Origin of the sequence: Chitinophaga varians (assembly GCF_012641275.1) — a bacterium.
Taxonomy (GTDB): domain Bacteria; phylum Bacteroidota; class Bacteroidia; order Chitinophagales; family Chitinophagaceae; genus Chitinophaga; species Chitinophaga varians_A.
In genome coordinates this window covers 2,371,299-2,395,129 of sequence record NZ_JABAIA010000001.1, presented here as the reverse complement: position 1 = coordinate 2,395,129, position 23,831 = coordinate 2,371,299, and the positions used below count along the sequence as shown (strand labels likewise).

Below are 23,831 nucleotides of genomic sequence, written 5' to 3'. Positions count from 1 at the left end.
GCAGGAGTTAATTCCTGCGGCTTTTTTTATGTTGTTATCTGAACTTAGAAGCTGTATCTCAGGCCCAGCTGCATCTGGTGACGGGAACCAAAGAAGTCTTTGGAGTAAGGAGATCCCGGATTTTCCAGTTTCAGAACAGGGTAGTTGTTTACTACTTTTCCTGTTGGTGTAGCACCTACGCTGGCCATGGAATTGAAGGTGTTCGGTGAGAAGTACTGAATACCCCAGTCTTTGTTGATCAGGTTGGTCACGTTCACGATATCGTAAGTGAGGGTGAGGGTGTGCATGGTTTTACCGGCTTTGAAGTTGAAATCCTGGCTAAAGCGGAAGTCAGCCTGTGTGTTCCATGGTGTGCGGCCACCGTTACGCTCTGTGAACTGGCCTTTGCGACCGCTCAGGTATTTGTCAGCGTTGATGTAGTTCATGAACTCAGTTGCTTGTTGAACAGCCGTTTTGCCGTTAACATCAGCAAAGAAGTTGGTTGCTTCTGCTACATCTTTCGGGATGTAAGCAAGGCTCACCTGCTGAGGAGTTCCCTGTACGGTAGCGTTTACGAAACCATATGTATAAGGTAAACCGGAAGAAGTGTTAAAGAACAGGGAGAAGTTGGAAACCCATTTGTTTTTGGCATCCCAGCCGTGTTTATAACCAACAGTAGCTACGATACGGTTGCGAATGTCGAAGTTGGAGTAAGCCAGTGCCGGATTGTTCGGGTTCAGCGCCTGGTTCAGCTGCCAGTTAGACTCCATGGAGTTACGGATGCCGTTGGTGATGTCTTTAGCTTGTCCGTAAGTGTAGGCTGCCATAAAGCTCAGGCCAAACGGGAAGGATTTGGACACCTGGGCAGTGATGCTGTAGCGGTAACCCTGATCGGTGTTGGACAACAGGTAAGCATTCGTATATAACGGATTGATTTTGGCACCAGACCAGATAGGCTGTTGTTTATTCACATCATATGCATAGTAGGTGGGATTGTCGACCAGGTTGATCTGTTGGAACATCAGGTCTTTGATAACTTTGGTATAGATACCTTCGATGCTGAATTTCCACTGGTCACGGGTGTTGTATTCCAGCGCGAGGCTGCTTCTCCATACCTGAGGCATTTTGAAGTTATTGTCGATCAGGTCCACCTGGGTAGCACCGGAAGCATCGTTTACTTTAGCACCGTTCTGAGCTGCGAAGTCGGCGATACCGTTGGCAGAAGGTTTTGCTGCAGGGATCGGGCCGTTTACGAAAGGTTTGGTAGAACGCTGGTCGTATGCACCATAAGTTACACCGTTGTTGTAGTAAGCATAACCTAACCATGCGAAAGGAATACGGCCGGTGAAGAGACCAGTACCACCGCGCAGTACAAGGCTGTTGTCACCTTTGATATCATAGTTGAAACCTAAGCGCGGAGAGATCTGCACATTGTTCAGGAAGTTGTTTCTGATATCCTGAGGTTTGGTGTACGTATAGGTGTTACCGTAGTTTGCATCAACAGGCGCTTTGGTGGTTTTGTCGCTCAAAGGCTGTTTGTTCGGGATACCGGTATAGTCTAAACGGATACCCGGAGTGATTTTGAAGCGATCAGTCAGCTGGATTTCATCCTGACCGTACAGGCTCAGCAGGTTCACTTTGAACTGTGCCGGAGGATTGGCCATGATGTTATCGCGGGAGTTGTTGGCGTAGTTATAGTTGCCACGTACGCGGGTAGGCATGTTAGCGAGGAAAGAGTCAACGCTGTTGTAGTCGATACGACCGTTCCAGGAGTTTACGAAACCATAAGTGATGTTGTAAAACTCGTTGTGGGTGCCTACAGTGATGGTATGGTTGCCTTTGAAGATGGTTACGTTATCAGTTACTTCAAAGGTTTTTTGTTTCATGTTGAAGATACTGGCTTCACGGTCAGTACCGAGGAAGATGGTGGAACCGGCGGTACGGCCTTTGATCTGGATCTGCGGAGTAGCAGGATCAGACAGCGGGTCTCTGTAGTCATGAACGCTGGAGTAACCCAGGATCAGGCTGTTGGAGAGGGAGCTGTTGAAGTTGCTTTTCAGTTCAGCAACAGTAGAAGACTGGTTGTTCACCTGTTTGAAGTCGATGCCTTTGAAACGGAAGTTCTGTTGGTCACGTTCCAGGTTGGTAGCTTCGGAGGTGATGGTATTGTTACGGAGAGACAGGTGATGTTTGTCGTTGATGTGCCAGTCCAGTCTGTTGAAGAATTTGTTGGAATTGGAGTAGATGCTGGTGTTACCGGCAGTTCCGATATCCACGCCATAGGATTTCATTACAGCGGTGATGTCAGCAGCGTCTTTTTCAGTGAGGATGCCACCGCCATCAGCAGAACCTGCGGCGAGGATCACCGGGTCTACACGACGGGTGATTTCTTCGTTGGTGAAGAAGAACAATTTGTTTTTGATGATAGGGAAACCTACACGGGCGCCTGCCTGGTATTCATGGAAGTCGCTGGGCAGTTTGGAACCGTCGCCGGCGTTGTTTTTACCAATCATAGAGGCGTTACGGCCATAACCGTAGATGGAACCGTGTACTTCATTGGTACCGCTGCGGGTAACAGCGTTCACGCTACCACCGAGGAAGTTACCAACTTTTACGTCGAAGGGAGCCAGTAATACCTGTACGTCCTGGATCGCATCGAGAGACACGGGGTTGGTACGGGTGCTGCTGCCTGGCTGACCGCTTGTAGAGCTCTGACCGCCAAGGGAAGGGCTGAAGCCGATCGCGTCGTTGTTGATCGCGCCGTCTACAGTCACGTTATTATAACGGTAGTTGGTACCGAGGAATGAGTTGTTATTGCTCTGTGGCGTTACTTTAGTGAGGTCTTGCAGGCTGCGGCTCAGGCTGGGGATGCTTTTGATCTGCTCCTGTCCTATTTTGGTGCCGCCGGTTTTGCTGCCGGTGTTGCCGGTAACCACGATTTCGCTCAGCGCGGTGGATTCTTCCTGTAATTTAAAGTTGAAGTTGATAGTACCCAGTGCCAGGTTCACATTTTCTTTTACTTCTTTTTTATAACCGATGAAAGAAACGGTAATAGTATAAGGACCGCCCGGATTAAGGTTGGGTACAATATAACGACCGTCGCTGTTGGTCTGTGTACCGTTTTTAGTGCCGGTGGCGGTGTTTAATACTACCACTGTTACACCGGGGATAGCCTGACCAGCAGGATCGGCTACTTTACCTGAGATGATAGAGGTGGTGATCTGCGCTTGTGTGTTGTTAAAACATAAAACGACCAGAATGCTCGCTAAAAGCGTGACAAATGATTTCATAAAGCCTGTAAGTATTTACAGGTGCAAAACAACTACTCCAAAGCAACCAGAATGTTAACTCATCATTACCAAATTGTTAAGGACTACTTAAAATGATCTTAAAATAACCTTGTTAATCTGCAATTAAGGTAATTAAATATCAGGTTTAAGAATTTGTATGAAAACAATGTTAACAATCAACAAAGTAGGTGTCAGGACAAAATTGTTTAACAGTTCTTAAACAATAATTTTGTTAAGACAACCCATATGACTATACGAAAATAACGTATTCCTGTGCCTGTTATCTACGAAAAAACCCCGCCTCAAAAGACAGGGTTTCTCTTGTTTTTTTAAACGGTTTCTGCTTAAAAATAGACTTTGAAAGTCCCGTCCGTTAAAGGTTTTTCTATTTCACCACTAATTAAAGTGCCGGAGAAGGTACCCTCCGCTTGTTTACTATTAATGCTTTCAAGTTTGATGGAGATGGCTTTGGTAATGTAGCCCTCTTCTTTTTGCTGAATATCCATCAGCGTCATTTCACCAGCGCTTTGATCATACTGTCCGGCCTGAAGGCCATTGGGGAAAGTGATCATCAGTTCCATATGTTTGGTGAAATTGTTGGTGACACCATCTATTATCAGCGTCTTTTTGCCGGCAATAACGGTATCGGAAATATAACCCTGTGTAGAGTTGGAATGGTAGGTAACATCCCCTACCCGGAAAGTGAAAGTGCCCTCAGGCGTTGCTTCTTTCTTTTTGGAACAGCCAGCAAGTCCTGCTCCTGTAATAATCGCGACAACGGCCCATACGAAGATTTTCAAACGCATATGTTTTGTTATTTAATGCTGTCCTGTATTTGTGCCGCTGCATAAGGAAAACCGGGGAATTGGCCGGCAGAAATGCTGCCGCCAGCCATTCAAGTTGGAATAGGTGTACCGGTTAATATACGGGCATAGGGATAAATTCAGGTGCAATATATGTAATAAAAATTAAATTAAATAAAATGTTAATAAATAAATAGAGTGCAGGCAGTGGGAAGGAAGGCGGCAAAGTCAATATTAACAATATTTTTGTAGGGTAATTCCGTATTATTACTGCTCGGGATTTATCATTATTAAAAGCACATTATGTCATCGGAAGTAGTCAAACAATTACAGGAAGCCGTGCAGTTTTCACCGGAGAATGTGCCGTTGCGCTTACATCTGGCCCAGGTGCTGTTACAGGATTATGAATATGTGCAGGCAGAAGAACAGTACCGTAAAGTGCTGGAACTGTCGCCGGACCATACCGCCGCCCAGCTCGGACTGGCCCGTACCTTTTATCATCAGCAAAAATATTCTGCCGCTATAGTTGTACTGGAACAACTGGAACATCATGAGCCGGACCATTTCGATGCGCTCCTGCTCCACTGCCGCATACTGGTAAAGGAAAACTCCCTCCAGTCGGCAAAGGAGATTTATCAGCATCTGTTGCAGCTCAATCCCGGCTTCCGCGACGAAGCCCTCGATGCCCAGTTCCGCCTGCCGCAACAACAGCCGGCCACCTCCTACGAGGAAGACGACTCTATGGAAGATCCGGATAAAGTCTTCACGCTGGAGAAACCGGATATGAACTTCTCCGACGTAGGCGGCATGGAAAGAGAAAAGCAGGAAATAGACCTGAAAATCATCAAACCGCTGCAATTCCCCGACCTCTATAAAGCCTATGGCAAAAAAGCAGGCGGCGGTATCTTGCTGTACGGCCCTCCGGGCTGCGGTAAAACTTATCTGGCCAAAGCCACAGCCGGACAAATACAGGCGGAATTCATCAACGTAGGCATACACGATGTTCTGGACATGTGGATCGGCAACAGTGAAAAGAACCTGCATGCGCTCTTCGAACTGGCCCGCCAACGCAAACCCTGCGTGCTTTTCTTCGATGAAGTGGACGCGCTCGGCGCTAACCGCACTTCTATGCGCAACAGCGGTGCCAGTCACCTGATCAATCAGTTCCTGGCAGAGATGGACGGTATCGCGGCAAACAATGAAAATGTGCTGATCATCGGCGCTACCAATGCGCCCTGGAGCCTCGACCCGGCTTTCCGCCGCCCCGGCCGGTTTGACCGCATCATCTTTGTGGCGCCACCCGATACAGATGGCCGCGAATCCATCCTGAAGCTGCAACTGCGCAACAAACCCGTATCGGACGTGGATTATAAAGCCCTCGCGAAAGCAACGGCCGGCTATTCCGGCGCCGACCTGAAGGCGATCGTGGACCTCGCCGTGGAAGACAAGCTCCTCGAAGCATTACAGAAAGGAGTGCCACAACCTATATCACAAAAAGAACTGGTGAAAGCCATCAAAACACATAAGGCTACCACACGGGAATGGTTCAACACTGCCCGCAACTATGCCTTGTATTCCAACGAGGCCGGCCTGTATGACGATGTGCTGAAATACCTGGATATAAAGAAATAACTATGGCTGTACTCATTCAGCGTGCCCAGTTACTGCTGCAACAAGGGCGTTACCAGGATGCGCTGACCACCCTGAAACAACATCTCAGCACCAGCGCCAATGACATCGACGCCCTTTTCCTGCTGGCTATCTGTTACCTCGAAATGGGCAAGACAGAAGAGGGGGAACAGGTAGTCAACAATGCGCTGAGCTTTGCTCCGGACGACGACCGGTTCCTGTACCTGAAAGCACGGCTGGCACTTAATAAAAACCAGTACAACGAAGCGTTGCTGGCTATCAGTGAGGCGGTCGCCATTCATCCCTACCAGGCTGATTACTTCGGCATGTGGAGCCAGATACTGCTGTTTAAAAAGGACTACCAGGGCGCCCTGCAAAAAGCACAGGAAGGACTGGCCATAGACCCGGAGAACCTGGTGTGTCTCAACCTGCGGTCCAATGCGCTGTTTAACCTGGGCAAAAAAGAGGAGGCATTTTCCAATTTGCACGAAGCGCTGGAACATAATCCGGAAAATGCCTATACCCATGCTAATCTCGGCTGGAAATGGCTGGAGGCCGGCGATCACCGGAAAGCCCTGGAACATTTCAGGGAATCGCTGAAACTGGACCCCAACCAGCAATGGGCCAAGAGCGGCATGGTACAGGCAATGAAAGCCCGTTACTGGCTGTACCGCCAGTTCCTGAACTATGCTTTTTTTATGGGAAGGCAAAAGGCGGGCATGCAGTGGCTGATCATTGTCGGCATCTTTATTTTCACACAGATCGCCAGCAAAGTGTTCTTTCCGTTATATGTGTTGCTGGCACTGGCGGCATTGTCCACATGGCTGATAGTACCGGTGAGTAACCTGTTCCTGCGGCTGAACCCTTACGGTCGTTACGCGTTAACACCGCAGCAGATCAGGGTTTCCACCATGGTAGGCTGCCTGCTGCTGGTGGCGTTGTTGGCTGCAGCTGCCTACTGGATCACGGCCATTCCCGGCTTGCTGGCTGTCGCTATCTGTTCCGGTGTATTGCTGTTGCCGGTTTCCAGCATGTATGCGCCGGAGTCAAAAAAGAACAAAAAAATCTTCCGTATTTATACCCTGGTATTGGCGGTTATAGGGCTGTTGGGCATCACCTTCGCATTTATCACCAACGATTATGCTAATATATTCGTGGCCGTTATGCTGATCGGTGTGTTCCTGTATCAGTTGCTGGCCAACTATATTATCTCCAGGGAATAGCCATAATAATATATAAAAAGAGAACGCCCATTGATAATAGTATCAATGGGCGTTCTCTTTTTATACTGATAATGAACTTATGCGTCGATTTTCGCGTATTTCGCGTGTGATTCGATGAATGCTCTGCGCGGCGGTACTTCGTCGCCCATCAGCATGCTGAATACGCGGTCTGCTTCAGCGGCGCTTTCGATGGTCACCTGCTTCAGCGTACGTTTTTCCGGGTCCATGGTAGTGTCCCACAGCTGTTCTGCGTTCATCTCACCAAGACCTTTATAACGCTGGATGTTTACGCTGTCTTCTTTACCACCGGCGGCCAGTTGAATGGTAGCGGCTTTACGCTGCTCCTCTGTCCAGGCGTAGATTTGTTCCTTGCCTTTTTTAACGAGGTACAACGGTGGTTGTGCTATGTATACATAACCCTGTTCCACCATGGCTTTCATGTAACGGAATACGAAGGTGAGGATCAGGGTGGCGATGTGGCTACCGTCCACGTCCGCATCCGTCATGATGATCAGCTTGTGATAGCGGAGTTTGGACAGGTTCAGCGCTTTATCGTCTTCTTCGGTGCCGATGGTTACGCCCAGGGCAGTGAAGATATTCTTGATCTCATTGTCTTCGTAGATCTTGTGTTCCATGGCTTTTTCCACGTTGAGGATTTTACCACGGAGCGGCAGGATGGCCTGGAAGTTACGGTTACGGCCTTGTTTGGCAGTACCACCCGCCGAGTCACCTTCGACGAGGAACAGTTCGCACTTCATAGGGTCATTGTCGGAGCAGTCTGCCAGTTTGCCTGGAAGGCCGCTGCCGGTCATCACGCTTTTACGTTGCACCAGCTGGCGGGCTTTACGGGCCGCTTCGCGGGCCTGTGCTGCCAGCACCACCTTATTGATCACCAGTTTGGCTTCGCGTGGATGTTCTTCGAGGAAGGCATCCAGTACGGCAGCTACGGAGCTGTCCACCACGCCCATCACATCGGAGTTGCCGAGTTTGGTTTTGGTCTGGCCTTCAAACTGTGGTTCCGGCACTTTTACGCTGATGATAGCGCTGAGGCCTTCACGGAAGTCGTCACCAGTCACTTCCACTTTTGATTTCTCAAACAGTTTGTTTTTATCGCCATAGGCTTTAAACACACGGGTGATGGCGCGGCGGAAACCGGCCACGTGCGTACCGCCTTCAATGGTGTTGATATTATTAACGTAGGAGAAGATATTCTCACTGAAGGCTTCGTTATATACCAGAGCCACTTCCACGGCTACGTTGGATTCCGCGTCGTGGGCTTCTACGTAGATGGGCTCAGGCAGCAGCGGCGCACGGCGACCGTTTTTATCCAGCATCTGGATAAATTCGAGGATACCGCCTTCGCTATAGAAAGTTTCAGTGAAGATGTTGCCTTCTTCGTCTTTTTCACGTTCGTCAGACAGAACGATACGGATCTTACGGTTCAGGTAAGCCAGTTCCCTTAAACGGCCGGCCAGGATTTCCCGGTTGTAGGTCGTTTCCTTGAATATTTCGTCATCCGGTTGGAAGTGTACAGTAGTACCGGTAGTTTCGCTTACGCCGATTTCCCGTACAGCATATTGGGGGATACCGCGGTGGTATTCCTGTTCAAACAGCTTACCTTCAGTTTGTACGGTCACATGCAGGCGGCTGCTCAGTGCGTTCACGCAGCTGACACCCACCCCGTGCAGACCGCCGGACACTTTATAGGTGTTTTTATCAAATTTACCGCCGGCATGGAGCACGGTCATTACCACTTCCAGGGCGGAACGTCCTTCTTTGGGGTGAATGCCGGTGGGGATACCACGGCCGTCATCCTTTACCCGGATAGAGTTATCCTCGCAGATCGTTACTTCGATATTTTTGCAGTAGCCAGCCAGGGCCTCGTCGATGGAGTTATCAACTACCTCATATACCAGGTGGTGAAGTCCTTTGATGCCAATGTCGCCAATATACATGGCCGGACGCTTGCGCACCGCTTCCAGTCCTTCCAATACCTGAATACTCCCCGCATCATATCCGTTGCTGGGGCTGGTTGCTTGCACTAATTCTTCGCTCATATGTTGGTGTAAAATCGTTTAGAAACAAAATCGGTAGACAATCATGCAAAAATACGAAAAAAACGCCTGATTTCCATAAAAGAATAGCTGTTTTTGAGAGGGATGGACACCACTTTTTTGCCCCTATAATTTTCCGGCCCCGGCGGTCTCCTTCACCCCGGTAAATAATGTTTTCCACACCAGGTTAAAAAATGACTTCTGAACATCCCGTACATGGGTCACATTGGCCACCCGGACCTTCTCCCCCGGGAGGGGATTACCGTCTTTTATGACCATCACATTTGCCACAAAACTCATCAACCCTTTACGGCTGTAGTTTTTATGGTCCTTGTCCTGCTTCAGGATGGCTATTTTCAGGTTGTCATACAACATGGTAACGCTGCCGGCGGCTTTGCGCTCGTCACCCCGGATATTGAAATTCAGGTCCCGGATGTTGCACGACCGTATCTCTATCATGCCCAGGGGCCGGGTTACACTGTTCAGTTCCTTGCCGTTCATATTTTTCAACTGTCCGGACACGGCGAACTGGCCCGCCGGATTGTTGAGCGTAAAGTCAAAATGGGCCCTCAGCTTGCCGCTTTGCATGAAAATAGCGTCAAAATCGGCCATACAATGCTTATTCCGGGCCACCATGGAGTCAATATTGGTGATGTTAGTCAGCCTGGCATGGACATGATTAAAGTTGATCTGGCCCACGTGCCTGGAAACAGGGCTTAACTCGGCATATTGCAGTTCCACATTGTTGCCGGTAAGGGTATCGATTTTTATGGGCAGATGCAGCTTTTGCAGCACCTGGTTGGGGAACTGCCCCAGTTTATCACCCGGCGGCATTGGTAAGGTCCGGTCCCGGTAAATATGCAGCCGGCCATTGCCGATGTTGATACGCCGGGCCCATACCTGCTGCTCCTGCAGTAACAGCCGCGGGTCCAGTTCCTGTACTTTTATATCATTGAACTGCAGCTCATAACGGTCCTGCTGCACACCGCCAGTCTGCTGCTGAAACTGCGTTTTATCGTATCGGGGCTGTAGCTCAAACTGGCCGATGTTCAGCGTCCTTTCGGCCGCATCGTAACGGATACTACGCACATACATCCAGTAAAGGCTGTCGCGGGTGCGGTTCATATAGTCCCGCATGCCGATTTCATAGTTACGGGCATACAGGTAACGGGTAGGATCGTTCAAAGCTACAGAATCAATCAAAAAATCGTTTACCCCTACCCGTAGGTTATGGAACTGGTGTATCACACGGGAGGAATCTTTCCGGGTAAACACATATTTAAAATTGGTGCTGTCCAGCTGTAAATGCCCGATGAAGATGGATTTCATTTTGGAAGATATGTCCTCATAGGCTGTCCGGGGCCGGGTGGTGTCCCTGACGGTGCTGTTCTGGTCCATCACAATACTGGGGCCGGTCACTATCAGCTCTCCGGCGCTCAGCTCTTTTCTGGTGAAATACCGCCACGGTTTAAAGTAACGCAGTTGTAGTTTTTCCACACTGATGAGGTAGGTGTTTTCCGGCGCACGGTGGGCTGCCAGCATGCGCCTGTATACCGCTGAGTCCAGCGTCATGGCGGCTTTGTCCACTGTCAGACTGCCGGAAAGCACATTAAGATGCAGCTCTTTGAATTGTACGGTATACAGACTGTCTGACAGGTCCGTTACATAACCAGATAGTTCCTTGCGTAACAGCTTGGTCCAGTGTTGGTTAAGATACCAGCCTGTACATAATACCAATACCAGCAGTATAGACAATACGGTCAAAATAATCCTGATGATCCGGGGTAATTTCCTTTTCCTGTGTTCCATCTGTTATGAATAAACGAAATTTATACCAATTGATTGCTGCCACACTGCTCCAGATATGTAAAAGTTATTCCTTATGTTAGGAATGCTTTGTAAGTGTATTGTCAAAATGTATTTGATTAAAATTGGAAGTGTTAAATTTGTCCCGGTTTTAAAACATCAGGTAAAGTGAAAGAAATTCAGGAAATACTGGCATTAGCCATCCCGCAGCCCGCCATGAGCGACCAGCTACAGCTGGCGGAGCAGGATAGCGTGACTGTCCCGGATTGCCTGGACTTTACATTGCAGCGCTTTGTTTATGACAAGCCGCTACCGGTGGAAGACGTAGCCATGGTGGTATACCAGCCGGCTAAAAGAGGGCAGTCCGCCGCAATAGAACTTCGCTATTGTGTGGCCGGCAGCAAATATTGTAAAAATCCCGCCTGCACTGACCAGTTATGTGCAGAAGGCAACAAAGAAGCCTGTAAAGACAAGGTCCCTTCGGTAGACCTTATCACCGTCAGGTTCCAGCCAGCGTTTATTCAGTCGCTTCAGAAAAATACCACCTCGTTCTCCCTCTTTGAGAACCAGGCCCGCAAACCTTTCGTGAAAACCATCCAGCCCTGCACCAAATCCAAATCAGTGCTGGAAACGATGGTACATCATGACTATGAAGGAATGCTGAAAAACATCTTCCTGCAAAGCCGCGCCCTGGACTTACTGCTGTACAGTTCAGACCAGTTCATGCAGAACGATCCCGACGAACGCTACGGCTGCCGCTTCCTCACACACCTGGAAGACCGGGAGAAAATTGAAAAAGCAAGAAGTATCTTACTGGAACAACTGGATTCCCCTATCACCATCCGCGATCTGGCCCGCAAAGTAGCCATGAATGAATGTTACCTGAAAAAAGGCTTTAAAGCCATGTATGGTACCACCATCTATGACTATTTCCAGAAAGAAAGGATGGAAAAGGCCAAAGGCCTGTTGTACGAAAAAGGCATGTCCGTGTCTGAAGTGGCTATGCTCATGGGTTATTCCTGCATATCCCACTTTTCCACTGCCTTTAAAAAACATACAGGATTAAAACCGTGTGAGTTGTTACTTCGTTGATTATCAATTAGAAAGAGTTTATATAAATGCTGATGGTCCTTCGCCATCAGCATTTTTTTTGCAATTTCCCGCTTTGATCATTTCTTTTCCCGAATTGAAAACTGCAGCCGGAAATATCGCTGTTACTTTGTACCTGTTAAAACGACGGACAGATATCCATCTGTGAACCTTCAAAGCTTCCTTATTAGATTTGACCATGGGAAGAAACTTTTCTGGTGATTACATTGAGTAAAGCCATAAATTTTAGACTTGCGTTTTTTTGTCAAACACCAGGGGAACACAAGTTATTGCCAGAGAAGTTTTTACCAGATTTTATAAAGTCGCCTCACCTCCGTGGGGCGACTTTTAAATTTTCAGCAATGGGCAATCGCTTCGGCATATTCCACCTCATAAGTAGCCCCGTAAGTGCTTTTGTATTCTTTCAAAAATGATGCGTACAGATGGCGCGCCGCCGCATGCTGCCGCAGTGCTACCAATGCCCTGCATTTGTGACGCACAGCCTCTTCATGCAAAGAGTCGGCATGCAACATACAATCACATACTTCCAGTACAAATGCCGGAGCGGCATCGGGGTTTTCTTCCAGGAAATGACCCAGCAGCTCAATATTATGGGAGGCAATATCGGCCTTAAATTTATCCAGCCAGGGATATTCGGTGCCTTGCAGGAACGGTCCCCGCTTCAATAGCGCTGTCAATGCACTGATATTACCGGAACCCTCCTGTAACAACTGATAATAATGGTCCAGGTCTGTCTGTACAGCCGGCTCTTCAAACCGGAAAATCCAGCGTTCATTGTCTTTCGCCAGCGTATAGGCACCTGTTTTATCAAGTATGTTTTTTAGTTTGACAAGATTAACCGAACGGTTGTTTTTTGCGTCTTTTACAGACCTGCCCGGCCACAGCACCTCATTGATTTCTTCAGACGAAATACCACCCCTGCCAGGCAATGAGTGCAGATATAACAACAGAAACAGCTCTTTCAGCAAAGGACTGAAAGCGCGGGTGATGTCATTACCGTCTTTGTCGGTAACCGTAAAATGGCCAAACAACAGCACACCGGAATGATGGCCCGCGGCGACAGGAGCTGCAGCGGGTATGATGATAGTTGTAGCTGTAACTGGCGGTGGGGCAACAGGTGCGGGCGCTGTCGCTTTCCTGCGGTTCAGTGCTGCAATGCCAAGCGCCAGTAAAAACAGCGCAATCACCACGCCTATCGCTATCATAATTCTGACAAGATACAATGGCGCCGGTCTGTCGGCCGGTGCCTGGGCGCCGAGGCCATAAGGCGAAAACAGCAAAGTATGAATACGTACCTGCGTGGTATTGTTTTTCAGGGAAAACAACGTCACTACCGTCAGTTCATCATTTTCGGGTGTATAGAAGAGCCTCGCGGCCGACCGTATATCGTAAAAATCAAACGGTACAGGAGTGGCCATCGCGGTGTATACCGGTTCTTTCAAGGAGCCCCTGATCAGCTGAAGGGAAGAGTTCATCCGGTCGTTGGCAAAAGTCAGGGCATAATATTCCTGTTGCGCTGTATTCAGGATCATATTGCCGGCAAAGGCAAACTGTTCTTCCGGCTCTTTCAACCGGTAGATGGAGCGGAAGGTGCGGCGCTTTACATCAAACAATACCAGGTCGTACAGGTTATGCGGATTCAGTAGCTGATCGCCGGTAGTGCTGCCGTAACCCCCAAGTATATACGCAGTATCGCCGGCTTCGTTGTGCCCCAGCGCAGCCAGGTACCGGGGCGTGAAAGTGTCCCCTGTCATGGCCACCTGCTCCCACTGATGGCGTGAGGGCGTATAGCGGTGTACTTCGTTTTTATACCTGAAATCGCCATAACCACCTATGATATAAACACTGCTGTCATACGCGGAAAAAAAGAGATTGGAATGCCAATAGCTGGTGACGTTCTGTGGATTTAATGCTTTATCCCATGTGTGCCGGCCGGTATCACATACCGCTACCTGCTGGCTGTCGGCCATCAGCTGGTAAAGCTGTTTGTCTGCCGGATTAAAAACAGCGTGTAGCCCTTGGGGTGATATATGAGGGACCTGTGCCTGTGCCACTGTTTGATGGGTGTAACAGGAATAGCGGTAAAGGCTGTCATTGCTGGTGATATAAATAGTACCGGTTGCGGCGTCCATCGCTATGCCGGCGTTTCCTTTTACAATAAAGGAATCGGCTTTATGCCAGGTAGTAAATGCAGGCCGCATCCACACCGGATTTTTGACCTGCGCTGTTTGCCCGGTGACGAGATCTTTGTCGGTAAAGCCATCAGTCTGGTCCAGTGGCCAGTGATGCTGTAACCTGTTGCCGGCAAACAGCCGTATATCTTTCAGCCGCATGGGTGGCAGGTCAAACGTCCGGAAGGCCTTGCGGTAATTGGCGCCGAAGCAGATCCGGAGCATGCTGCCGGAAATAACGGGACTGCGTGCAATGCCTACCTGTTTCCCATTGACGGTAACGGCTAACGTATGTGCTTCATTGTTACCGTCCAGCCGGATGGTGTTCCATTGGTGAAACAGGCTGTCAGGGCCGATAGAGAAGGTAATGCCGGAAAATGAGTTGCCCGTGACCACATAAAATGCTTTTGTGCGGACATTATATATCAGGTCGATATTCTGGCGCTTTTCATCGGTTATCCTGAACACATAGCCGAAGTACGATCGGAAAAAAGGCTGGAAGGAAAGATCGAAAGACAGGCTGTAACTGCCTTTCACCTGGACAGGTTTTTCCGGTGTAAGGTCCAGTGAAGTGCGATCTTCCTGGGCAATGTTTTTACTGGCGAATGCCAGGCCATACCCCTCCTGTGCCTTGCCGGCTACAACAAGTGATATTAATATGATCAAAAAGACTATATATCTGTACATAGGCTACCTTACAAATCCTGTAAGTCTTTTTTTCATTTGTTCTAATAAGAAGCGGGACAGACCGGCTTTCTATAACGTGGCAAATTAAAATCTAATCGCTAGAAATTTCTGATATGGAAGTTAACTTTGCTTTAAGAAACTTCTCTAGTGTTAATTTAATAGATAAAACACGCATTTCATAATTTAATCGCTGCTTTTTTTCTGTTAATAACGGCCGTTAATCCCCAATTAATCCGCCTGTTAACCCGCTCTTTCTTACTTGCAGCGTGATAATTAACTCCTGTTCATCAAATTACAGAATGTCACCATGAAAAGATGGTTATACATGCTATTGCTGTTGTCTTATGCTTACGGCAGTTCGGCACAAACCCTTCCGCTGAAGGGAAGGGTGCTGGATGAAAGTGGGCAGCCATTGCCGGGTGTAACGGTAAAAGTGCTGGGCACCTCGTCCGGTACCAGTACCAACCCGCAAGGCGATTTTTCATTAAATGCCCCGGCCGGCTCCCGGCTGATTTTCAGTTTCGTCGGTTATCGCCCGGATACTGTGGCGGCAGGCAATCAAACCTTTATTCAGGTTGCGCTGAAAACCAATGTGTCCTCCCTGAGTGACGTGGTGGTAGTGGGTTATGGCACCCAGAAAAAAGTAAACCTGACAGGTGCTGTTACCCAGGTATCCGCCAAAGCATTGGAAAACCGTCCGTTGCCTAACCTGAGCCAGGGACTGCAGGGCGTAGTGCCCAACCTGAACCTCGTGCCGGGCGATGGTAAGCCCACACAGGCCCCGGCCTATAATGTCCGTGGTATCACTTCCATCGGACAGGGGGGAAACGCACTGGTACTGATCGATGGCGTGGAAGGCGACCCGAGCATGCTCAATCCTGCTGACGTGACCAGCGTTACTGTCCTTAAAGACGCGGCTTCTGCCGCTATCTATGGTGCGCGTGGCGCCTTCGGTGTGGTACTGTTCACCACCAAAACACCGGCAAAAGACAAATTAAGCGTTACCTACTCCACCAACTACTCCCTGAAAAAACCTACTACAGTACCTAATGTAGTGACGGACGGTTATGAATACGCTAAAAACTTCAATGAAGCCTGGACTGCCTGGAATGATTATTCCCAGGTGCCCCAGAATATCAATAAAACACAACCTTTCTCACAGGCCTATCTGGCCGCGCTGAAAGAACGTGCTGAAAATCCCGCTCTGCCCAAGACTATCGTCAATGCTGCGGGCAACTATGAATATTATGGTAATACCGACTGGTATGGCTTATTGTATAAAAACCACACCAGCGCTGCAGAACATAACCTCTCCGTTTCGGGTAGCAGCGGTAAAGCCAGTTATTATATTACCGGCAGGTATTATGGTCAGGACGGACTGTTCCGTTTTAATTCTGATGATTACAAGATGTACAACCTGCGTGCAAAAGGAAATATTCAGCTGTTCCCTTTCCTGAACATCTACAACAGCACCGAGTTTTCCAGCAGAGACTACCACAATCCGCTCAACGTGGGCGAAGGCGGCGGCATCTGGCGTAACCTGGCAGATGAAGGCCATCCGTCTTCCATGCTCTTCAATCCTGATGGCACCCTCACCTACACAGCTGCCTATACGGTAGGCGATTTCTTCTACGGTAAAAATGGTGTAGACCTCAACAAGCAGGTGTTCAGAAATACGACCGGATTTTCAGCAGACATCTATAAAGACAAGCTGCGACTGAAAGGCGACTTCACCGTGCAGAACACTGCCGATAACCAGAAGCGTTTACGCGTTCCCGTTCCCTATAGCAATGCGCCGGGAGCTATCGCTTATGTAGGTCTTGGTTATAATGATCTCATGATGAGCAATTATAACACGCTTTATCTGGCCTCTAATATTTATACAGAATATGAAACCCGCTTTGGCACCGACCATTATTTCAAGGCAATGGCAGGTTTCAACTACGAGCAGTCCACCTATAAAGGTTTTTCCACTACCCGCAACGGCCTCGTGTACAGCGATGCTAAAGACCTGAATCTGGCACTGGGCACCAATATAGCCACCGCCGGCGGTTATGAGCGCTGGGCTATTATGGGTGAATTTTTCCGGTTGAACTATTCCTATAAAGACCGTTACCTGCTGGAAGTGAATGGCCGCTACGACGGCTCGTCGAAATTTCCTTCCAGCCAGCGGTATGCTTTCTTCCCTTCTGTTTCCGGCGGCTGGCGCCTTTCCAAAGAAGCCTTTTGGCATATTCCGGAAACAGCGGTTTCTGATCTGAAAATCAGGGGGTCTTATGGTTCTCTCGGTAATGGTAATATCAAATCATATGCTTTCCAGGAGAAGCTGGAGATCAAACAATCCGGCAGAGTAATCAATGGCGTGCGCCCGCAACAGACGTCACAGCCGGTGGTATTGCCTGACGGCCTCACCTGGGAAACATCCACAACGCGCAACCTCGGCCTGGACCTCGCCGCACTGAACAGCCGCCTCACTTTTACCGGTGACGTATATACGCGGATTACTAAAAATATGTTTACCGTTGGCCAGACATTGCCTGCCGTTTTTGGTACGGATGTGCCTAAAGGCAACTATGCCGATCTCAAAACCAACGGATGGGAAATAGCCCTCGGCTGGCGCGATCAGTTCAACGTGGCCTCCAAACCGCTGCACTACAGCGTTAACGCCACACTGGCCGACTACAGCGCTACCATCACCAAATACAATAATACCAACAATAAACTGACCGACTGGTATGCCGGTAAGAAAGTGGGTGAAATATGGGGTTATGTAAATGATGGCTATTGGACCAAAGACAATGTGGCCGCAGCTGCGAAGGCACAAGCGCTTTTTAAAGCTTCCAACTCCGGCCAGTGGCTGCCTGGTGATATCAGATTCAAAGACCTCAACGGCGACGGTATCATTAACAACGGCGCTAATACCTTAAGCGATCATGGTGATATGACCATCATCGGCGACTCGCTGCCACACTATACCTATGGCATCAACCTCAGCGCCGACTGGAACAATATCTTCTTCAGCGTTTTCTTTCAGGGTGTTGGAAAACAAGACTGGTGGCCAGGTGCAGAGTCAGATGTTTTCTGGGGACAGTACAACAGGCCTTACAACTATATGCCTAAATCCCAGATCGGCAACATCTGGTCTGAAGATAATCAAGATGCTTACTTCCCGCGCTACCGTGGTTATGTGGCCCAGAATGGCGCCGGAGAGCTGAAAGCACAACAATCAAAGTACCTGCAGAATGTGGCTTATATCCGTCTGAAAAATATACAGATCGGCTACAATCTGCCTAAGGCGCTGATTTCAAGGGCGAAGCTCAATGCCGCAAGAGTATTCCTCTCTGCTGAAAACCTCTGGTCCTGGTCGCCGATGTACCGCATCACCCGTGACCTCGATGTGGAAAGCATTGGCCGCTCCGACACTGTCACCGATTCCGGCAACTCCGGTAACGGGAACAACTATCCCATCCTCAAAAGTTTCACGCTGGGAATTAGTGTCACGCTTTGATCATCATTGCTAAACGAAAAAAGGATAAACTATGCAACAATATAAAAACGCACTTTCCAAAAGGCTTACATGGCTGGGGATAGTGCTGACGGCCTGGGTGCTTACCGGAAGTTGCTCCAAAAACCTGGACCAGGCGCCGGTAGATACTGCCACTAAAGACGCCATCTTCGGCAGTGAAGATGGGATGAAGCTTTATTCCAACTCCTTCTACGATGTGTTGCCAGGCATCAACGATATCTATAAGACGGATAATATGGCAGACTACAGCGCTGTCAATGCCGTCCCTGATTTCCTGCGCCAGGGAGCTTATACCTCCAGAACGGCCACTGGCTGGGATTGGAAGAACCTGCGCAACATCAACTATTTCATCGCCAACTGCAACAACCCGAAGGTGCCACAGGCTGTGAAAAACAATTACGTCGGACTGGCCCGCTTCTTTCGTGCGTGGTTTTATTTCGACAAGGTAAAACGTTTCGGTGATGTGCCCTGGATTGGAAAGCCGTTTGAAGTGAACGATAACAACCTGTATGCCGGCCGTGACCCGCGGACCCTCATTATGGACTCTGTCGTGGCTGATCTGGACTTCGCTGCCGCCAACATCACACTGGCCAATGATCCTACCTGCAGCCAGATCACCAAAAATGTGGTGCTCGGGTTTAAGTCAAGAGTATGTCTGTTTGAAGGTACTTTCCGCAGGTATCAAACTTCCTACAACCTGATGGCGACGGCGCCTGACTGGCTGAAAGCTGCTGCTGCCGCTGCAAAAACCGTTATGGACAGCAAGGCGTTTTCCCTGAACCAGGGTGGCGGCGTTGCCCAGTCCTATCGTCAGCTGTTTATCAGCAATGCGCCGGTGGCGGCCGAAATCATGCTGGCCAATATCGCCAGCGCCAGCCTCGGCGTATTCAACGATGCCAACTGGTGGTATACCAGCTCTACCTATGGCGCCCGCCTGAGCTTTACACGGAAATTCATCAATACATATCTGAATATCGATGGTACGCCGTTTACCAATACTGACCGGTACGATACCCTGCCTTTCTTCAAAGAAACACAGAACCGCGATAAACGTTTGCAGCAAACTATTCGTATGAGCGGCTATACCAGGACCAGCAACGGGGCTACCATCGCTGCACCTCCGGTATTTTCGTACGTGTATACAGGTTATATGCCTATCAAGTGGAGCCTGGATGATACCTTTTATGACAACGGCGGCAATAATACGAACGCTATCACCCTGATGCGTTATGCTGAAATACTGCTCAACTATGCAGAGGCACAAGCTGAACTGGGGCTGCTCTCAGATGATGACTGGAGCAAAACGGTAGGTGCGTTGCGCGCCCGCGCCGGCGTCACCAGCGGTACTGCTGCAAAACCGGTTATCGTGGACGCCTATATGAAAAACAACTACTTCCCTGAAATCACCGATCCGGCCCTGATGGAGATCAGAAGGGAAAGAGGTATCGAGCTGGTGCTGGAAGGCTTCCGCTTCTATGATCTGGTAAGGTGGAAAAAAGGCGAGTTGCTGGCCCAGTCCTGGAACGGTATGTATGTGCCTGCCCTTGATGTGCCGATGGACCTCAACGGCGATGGCGTAAATGATGTGTGTTTCTACAAAACATTACCGGCTAACCAGCAGAAAGGCGTCACCTATATCAACGTGTCTCCCGTCGCCAATAATGTGACAAACCCGCAGCAGCTTGCCAATGGCAACTCCGGTGAAATTCACTGGCTGGACAATGTGCCGAAGGAGTGGAAAGATTATAAGTACCTTTATCCGGTGCCCTACACAGACCTTCAGCTGAATCCCAAACTGGGACAAAATCCTGGCTGGGTGGAATAATTGACCATTTAAAAAGACGCTCATGAAAAAAGTTGTTTGCCTGCTCTTTGCAGGGTTGTTGTGGTTGTCAAATACGGTAACGGGCCAACGAATTAATGTGGCCACTTATAATATGCGCAACGATAACAACAAAGAAGATTCTCTGCATGGAAATGGCTGGGGACAAAGATTTCCGGTTATAGCTTCCATGATAAGGTTTCACGATTTTGATATTTTCGGAACACAGGAATGCCTGTACCATCAGTTGGTAAATATCAAAGACAGCCTGCCGGAATTTGATTTTATCGGCATCGGCCGTGATGACGGAAAACAGGGCGGCGAACATTCCGCAATCTTCTACAAAACCGGTCGCTTTCAGTTGCTGCGACATGGCGATTTCTGGTTGTCAACCATTACCGACAAGCCTAATAAGGGGTGGGACGCTGTATTGCCCAGAATATGCTCCTGGGGCGAGTTTAAAGATAGGTCCACAGGTTTTGTGTTTTATTTCTTTAACCTCCACATGGACCATGTTGGCGTGGTGGCCCGTGCGGAAAGTGCCAAACTGGTGCTGGCAAAGGTGAAGGAGATTGCAGGCGACAAACCGGCGTTGCTGACGGGAGACTTCAATGTGGACCAGCATAGCGAGTCCTATGGCGTTATCCAAAACTCCGGTGTAATGAAAGATGCCTATGAGATAACGGCGATACGTTATGCATTGAACGGAACATTCAATTCATTTAAGTCAGATAGCAAAACTGACAGTCGTATTGATCACATCTTTCTGACAAAACAGTTTAAGGTAAGCCGTTATGGCATACTGACAGACACCTATCGCAGCAAACGTCCTGAAGAGCAGGCTGCGGACGCCGCTAATTTTCCAAAAGAAGTGAAGCTTTCGAAATACATAGCCAGAGAGCCTTCCGATCATTTTCCGGTAATGGCCGTGCTGGAATACGGCAAATAACCCGCTTTAACTGTCATAACGGGCCCGCCTACACGGCGGGCCCTGTTTGTGTAACCGGCAACTTATGCAAAAGCAATTGTTTTTTTTGTCGCTGGTAGCCTTGTTTTTCCTTGCCGGCTGTGAAACGCCGCCGGAAGAATATATGGACCCTGCTATCGGCAATGTATCCACGTTATTACAACCCACCCGGCCGGTTATGCAATTGCCCAACGAGATGGTCCGCGTATATCCGTTGAGGAGAGATTATACCGATGATCAGATTACCGGTTTTCCTTTACAGGTAGCGTCGCATCATGAGGGGGCGCTATTTATCATGAAGCCGTCTTCCCGCCCGTTATCTCCCGCCGAATGGCAACGCCGCTGTACCTATGATCCTGTGTTGGAGGTGATACGTCCCTGGTATTACAGCACTGTGCTTATAGAAGACAGTATCCGTGTGGAGTTTGCACCTGGTAGTAAAACCGGTGTTTACCGGTTTACATTTCCCCAGGATGCTGATCGAAAATTATTGTTTGCTACTCCCCTGAATTTTTCGGGGAATACTTTTACTGCCAGGACAATTTTTCATGCAGATGTTCCGGTGTACGTATATGGCAGATTTAATACAGCCATAACGGCAGGCTTCGTTTCGGATAGCTTGTATTTCGTGCGGTTTCCGGAAAGAAACGAACATGCGGTTGTAATGCAATACGCTGTTTCCTATGTCAGTGCAGAACAGGCCAAACAAAATTTTCAGCGGGAAATGGCTGGCCGTGATATGGCCGCTGTGATAGCGGAAGGCCGGCGCCGCTGGCATGAAGTGGCCAGCCAAATTCAGGTGGAAGGTGGAACACAGGCGCAGCGCAGGTCATTTTACACCGCGCTGTATCGTTGTCATGAACGGATGGTGAATATCACGGAAGATACGCTTTACTATAGCGGTTACAATAAAAAAGTCAATGTGGCCCGGCGTCCTTTTTATGTAGATGACGCCACCTGGGATACTTATCAGGCGCTGCATCCTTTGCGGATGGTGCTGCATCCGGAGCAGGAAGAAGATATGCTGGACGCTTATGTGACCATGTATGAACAAAGTGGCTGGATGCCTGCATTTCCGCGGTTGTATGGAGATCATCCTTGTATGAATGGTTTTCACAGCACCATTATTTTTCTGGATGCCTTACGCAAAGGATTAAAAATACCACGGTTGGCAGTCGCCTATGAAGGCATGAAAAAAAATGCGATGGAAGCAACGATGCTACCCTGGCGTAATGGCCACAGTGGACCACTCGACAGCTTTTACCAGGCAAAGGGTTATTATCCGGCCCTGCGTCCCGGCGATACAGAAGCAGTGGCAGCAGTACATCCGTTTGAAAAACGCCAGGCAGTGGCCGTCACTTTAGGGCACAGTTATGATGACTGGGCATTATCACAACTTTCAGGGGAACTGCATCTTCATGACGATAGTCTTTTGTTTGCCGCACGCGCCGAAAATTTCCGGCGGTTGTGGCATGACAGCGCCGGCTTTTTTCTTCCGAAAGACAGTGCCGGGCGCTGGATTGGCATCGATCCAGCGTGGGATGGCGGCCCCGGTGGCCGTGACTACTATGATGAGAATAATGGCTGGACTTATCTCTGGGCAGTGCAGCATAACATCCCGGCATTGGTCCGGCTGATGGGAGGAGAAAAGGCTTTTGAAAAAAGGCTGGACGAGCTGTTCCATACAGTACCGGCGATGCCGCGGTATATGTTCTGGCATCGCTTTCCGGACGCTACCGGGTTAGTAGGGCAATTTTCCATGGGTAATGAACCGGGATTTCACATTCCTTACCTGTACAATTACGTAGGGGCGGCATGGAAAACGCAGCGGCGGGTGCGTATGCTGCTGGACCTATGGTTTAAGGACAATGTTTTTGGCATTCCCGGAGATGAAGATGGTGGTGGGATGAGCGCGTTTGTGGTGTTTTCGTCTTTAGGCTTTTATCCGGTCACGGCCGGAGTGCCTGTTTATGCCATTGGAAGTCCGGTGTTCAGCAAGGCCAGTATCCGGTTACCGGGCGGTAAGCGGTTCACGATTGTAGCGCGTCATTGTTCAGTGAAGAATCAATACATTCAGAAAGCCTGGTTAAACGGGGAAGGGTTGTATGCGCCTTTTTTCACGCATCAGCAGCTGATGGACGGCGGTACGTTGTTACTGGAGATGGGGCCGTTGCCGGAGAAGCGCTGGGGCGCAAGTATCCATGCGCCTCGTTGCAGTGATGGAAAATGAAAAACCCCGCCCAAAAGAGCAGGGTCTGTCCTATTTATCCCTATACCTATGAAATACGTGTTTAATTATTCAGTGACGGTGCCTGCTTCGTTCAACAACACTGCTTTATCTGCACCATTGTCCTGAATGTTTACTTTGTAGTAAGCAGCTACATCTGCTCTCTCAATTTTCCAGCCATCTTTTATGGTGGCTGCCGGATATTTTGATTTCAGTGTACCAGCCACTGATTCCGGCAGGGTCTGTGCATCGTATGCGCTTCTGGTGGCAATCCATTTGCCGTCGGCGTCATACTCTGCAAGAGTCTGTATGTTGTCTTTGTGGAAACTTACGCTCCAGTGGCCAGCACTTGTCTTAGTCCACTTGGCGTCTGTAGTTCCGGCAAAGGTCTGATCAAAAGAACTTTTAACCGCTGCGGGTGCTTCCACCTTTTTAGCAACTGTTTTTGCTTTCTTAACTGATTTTTTTTGCTGTGCAAAAGTTGTGCCGGAAGTGATCAATACTGCACAAAAAATTAACGTCAACTTTTTCATAAAT

Annotated in this window: 13 protein-coding genes; 7 read left to right on the top strand and 6 right to left on the bottom strand. The window is 49.0% G+C overall.

Annotated features, from left to right (window positions below; translation table 11 throughout):
* Positions 1-44 precede the first annotated feature (44 nt).
* Positions 45-3,269 carry a carboxypeptidase regulatory-like domain-containing protein gene (locus HGH92_RS09685; protein ID WP_168870525.1) on the bottom strand — a complete coding sequence of 1,075 codons (3,225 nt, stop codon included), beginning with the start codon at positions 3,267-3,269 and terminating at the stop codon, positions 45-47.
* Positions 3,270-3,613: 344 nt separating this feature from the next.
* On the bottom strand, positions 3,614-4,075 hold the full coding sequence (locus HGH92_RS09680) for a hypothetical protein (RefSeq protein WP_168870524.1): 462 nt from the start codon (positions 4,073-4,075) through the stop codon (positions 3,614-3,616).
* A gap of 300 nt (positions 4,076-4,375) precedes the next feature.
* Here HGH92_RS09680 and HGH92_RS09675 point away from each other — a divergent pair, with 300 nt between their 5' ends.
* Positions 4,376-5,704 carry an ATP-binding protein gene (locus tag HGH92_RS09675; protein WP_168870523.1) on the top strand — a complete coding sequence of 443 codons (1,329 nt, stop codon included), beginning with the start codon at positions 4,376-4,378 and terminating at the stop codon, positions 5,702-5,704.
* A gap of 2 nt (positions 5,705-5,706) precedes the next feature.
* A complete protein-coding gene (locus tag HGH92_RS09670; protein ID WP_168870522.1) occupies positions 5,707-6,924 on the top strand; it encodes a tetratricopeptide repeat protein in 1,218 nt (405 codons plus the stop codon).
* Positions 6,925-7,001: 77 nt separating this feature from the next.
* Here the strand turns inward: HGH92_RS09670 and gyrB are convergent, their stop codons facing one another.
* On the bottom strand, positions 7,002-8,981 hold the full coding sequence (gyrB, locus tag HGH92_RS09665) for a DNA topoisomerase (ATP-hydrolyzing) subunit B (RefSeq protein ID WP_168870521.1): 1,980 nt from the start codon (positions 8,979-8,981) through the stop codon (positions 7,002-7,004).
* 123 nt (positions 8,982-9,104) lie between these two features.
* Positions 9,105-10,787, bottom strand: a complete 1,683-nt coding sequence (locus HGH92_RS09660) for a hypothetical protein (RefSeq protein WP_168870520.1) — start codon at positions 10,785-10,787, stop codon at positions 9,105-9,107.
* Positions 10,788-10,952: 165 nt separating this feature from the next.
* On the opposite strand from HGH92_RS09660, the gene HGH92_RS34145 reads away from it, so the two are divergent.
* The gene (locus HGH92_RS34145) at positions 10,953-11,876 is read left to right on the top strand and encodes a helix-turn-helix domain-containing protein (RefSeq protein ID WP_168870519.1); all 924 of its coding nucleotides are present in this window, start codon (positions 10,953-10,955) and stop codon (positions 11,874-11,876) included.
* Between the two features lie 353 nt (positions 11,877-12,229).
* Here HGH92_RS34145 and HGH92_RS09650 read toward each other — a convergent pair whose 3' ends face one another.
* On the bottom strand, positions 12,230-14,731 hold the full coding sequence (locus HGH92_RS09650; protein WP_168870518.1) for a bacterial transcriptional activator domain-containing protein: 2,502 nt from the start codon (positions 14,729-14,731) through the stop codon (positions 12,230-12,232).
* Between the two features lie 328 nt (positions 14,732-15,059).
* On the opposite strand from HGH92_RS09650, the gene HGH92_RS09645 reads away from it, so the two are divergent.
* The 4 genes from HGH92_RS09645 (at position 15,060) to HGH92_RS09630 (ending at position 23,297) form a co-directional block, all read left to right on the top strand.
* Positions 15,060-18,260, top strand: a complete 3,201-nt coding sequence (locus tag HGH92_RS09645) for a SusC/RagA family TonB-linked outer membrane protein (RefSeq protein ID WP_168870517.1) — start codon at positions 15,060-15,062, stop codon at positions 18,258-18,260.
* A gap of 31 nt (positions 18,261-18,291) precedes the next feature.
* Positions 18,292-20,103, top strand: coding sequence for a RagB/SusD family nutrient uptake outer membrane protein (locus HGH92_RS09640; RefSeq protein ID WP_168870516.1), 1,812 nt, complete (start codon positions 18,292-18,294; stop codon positions 20,101-20,103).
* 22 nt (positions 20,104-20,125) lie between these two features.
* Positions 20,126-21,049 (top strand): endonuclease/exonuclease/phosphatase family protein, encoded by a 924-nt coding sequence (locus HGH92_RS09635; RefSeq protein ID WP_168870515.1) that lies wholly within the window; start codon positions 20,126-20,128, stop codon positions 21,047-21,049.
* A gap of 64 nt (positions 21,050-21,113) precedes the next feature.
* A complete protein-coding gene (locus HGH92_RS09630) occupies positions 21,114-23,297 on the top strand; it encodes a GH92 family glycosyl hydrolase (RefSeq protein WP_168870514.1) in 2,184 nt (727 codons plus the stop codon).
* A 65-nt stretch (positions 23,298-23,362) separates the two neighbouring features.
* Here HGH92_RS09630 and HGH92_RS09625 read toward each other — a convergent pair whose 3' ends face one another.
* Entirely contained in the window at positions 23,363-23,827 is a 465-nt protein-coding gene (locus HGH92_RS09625; RefSeq protein WP_168870513.1) for a PepSY-like domain-containing protein, read from the bottom strand.
* Positions 23,828-23,831 lie beyond the last annotated feature (4 nt).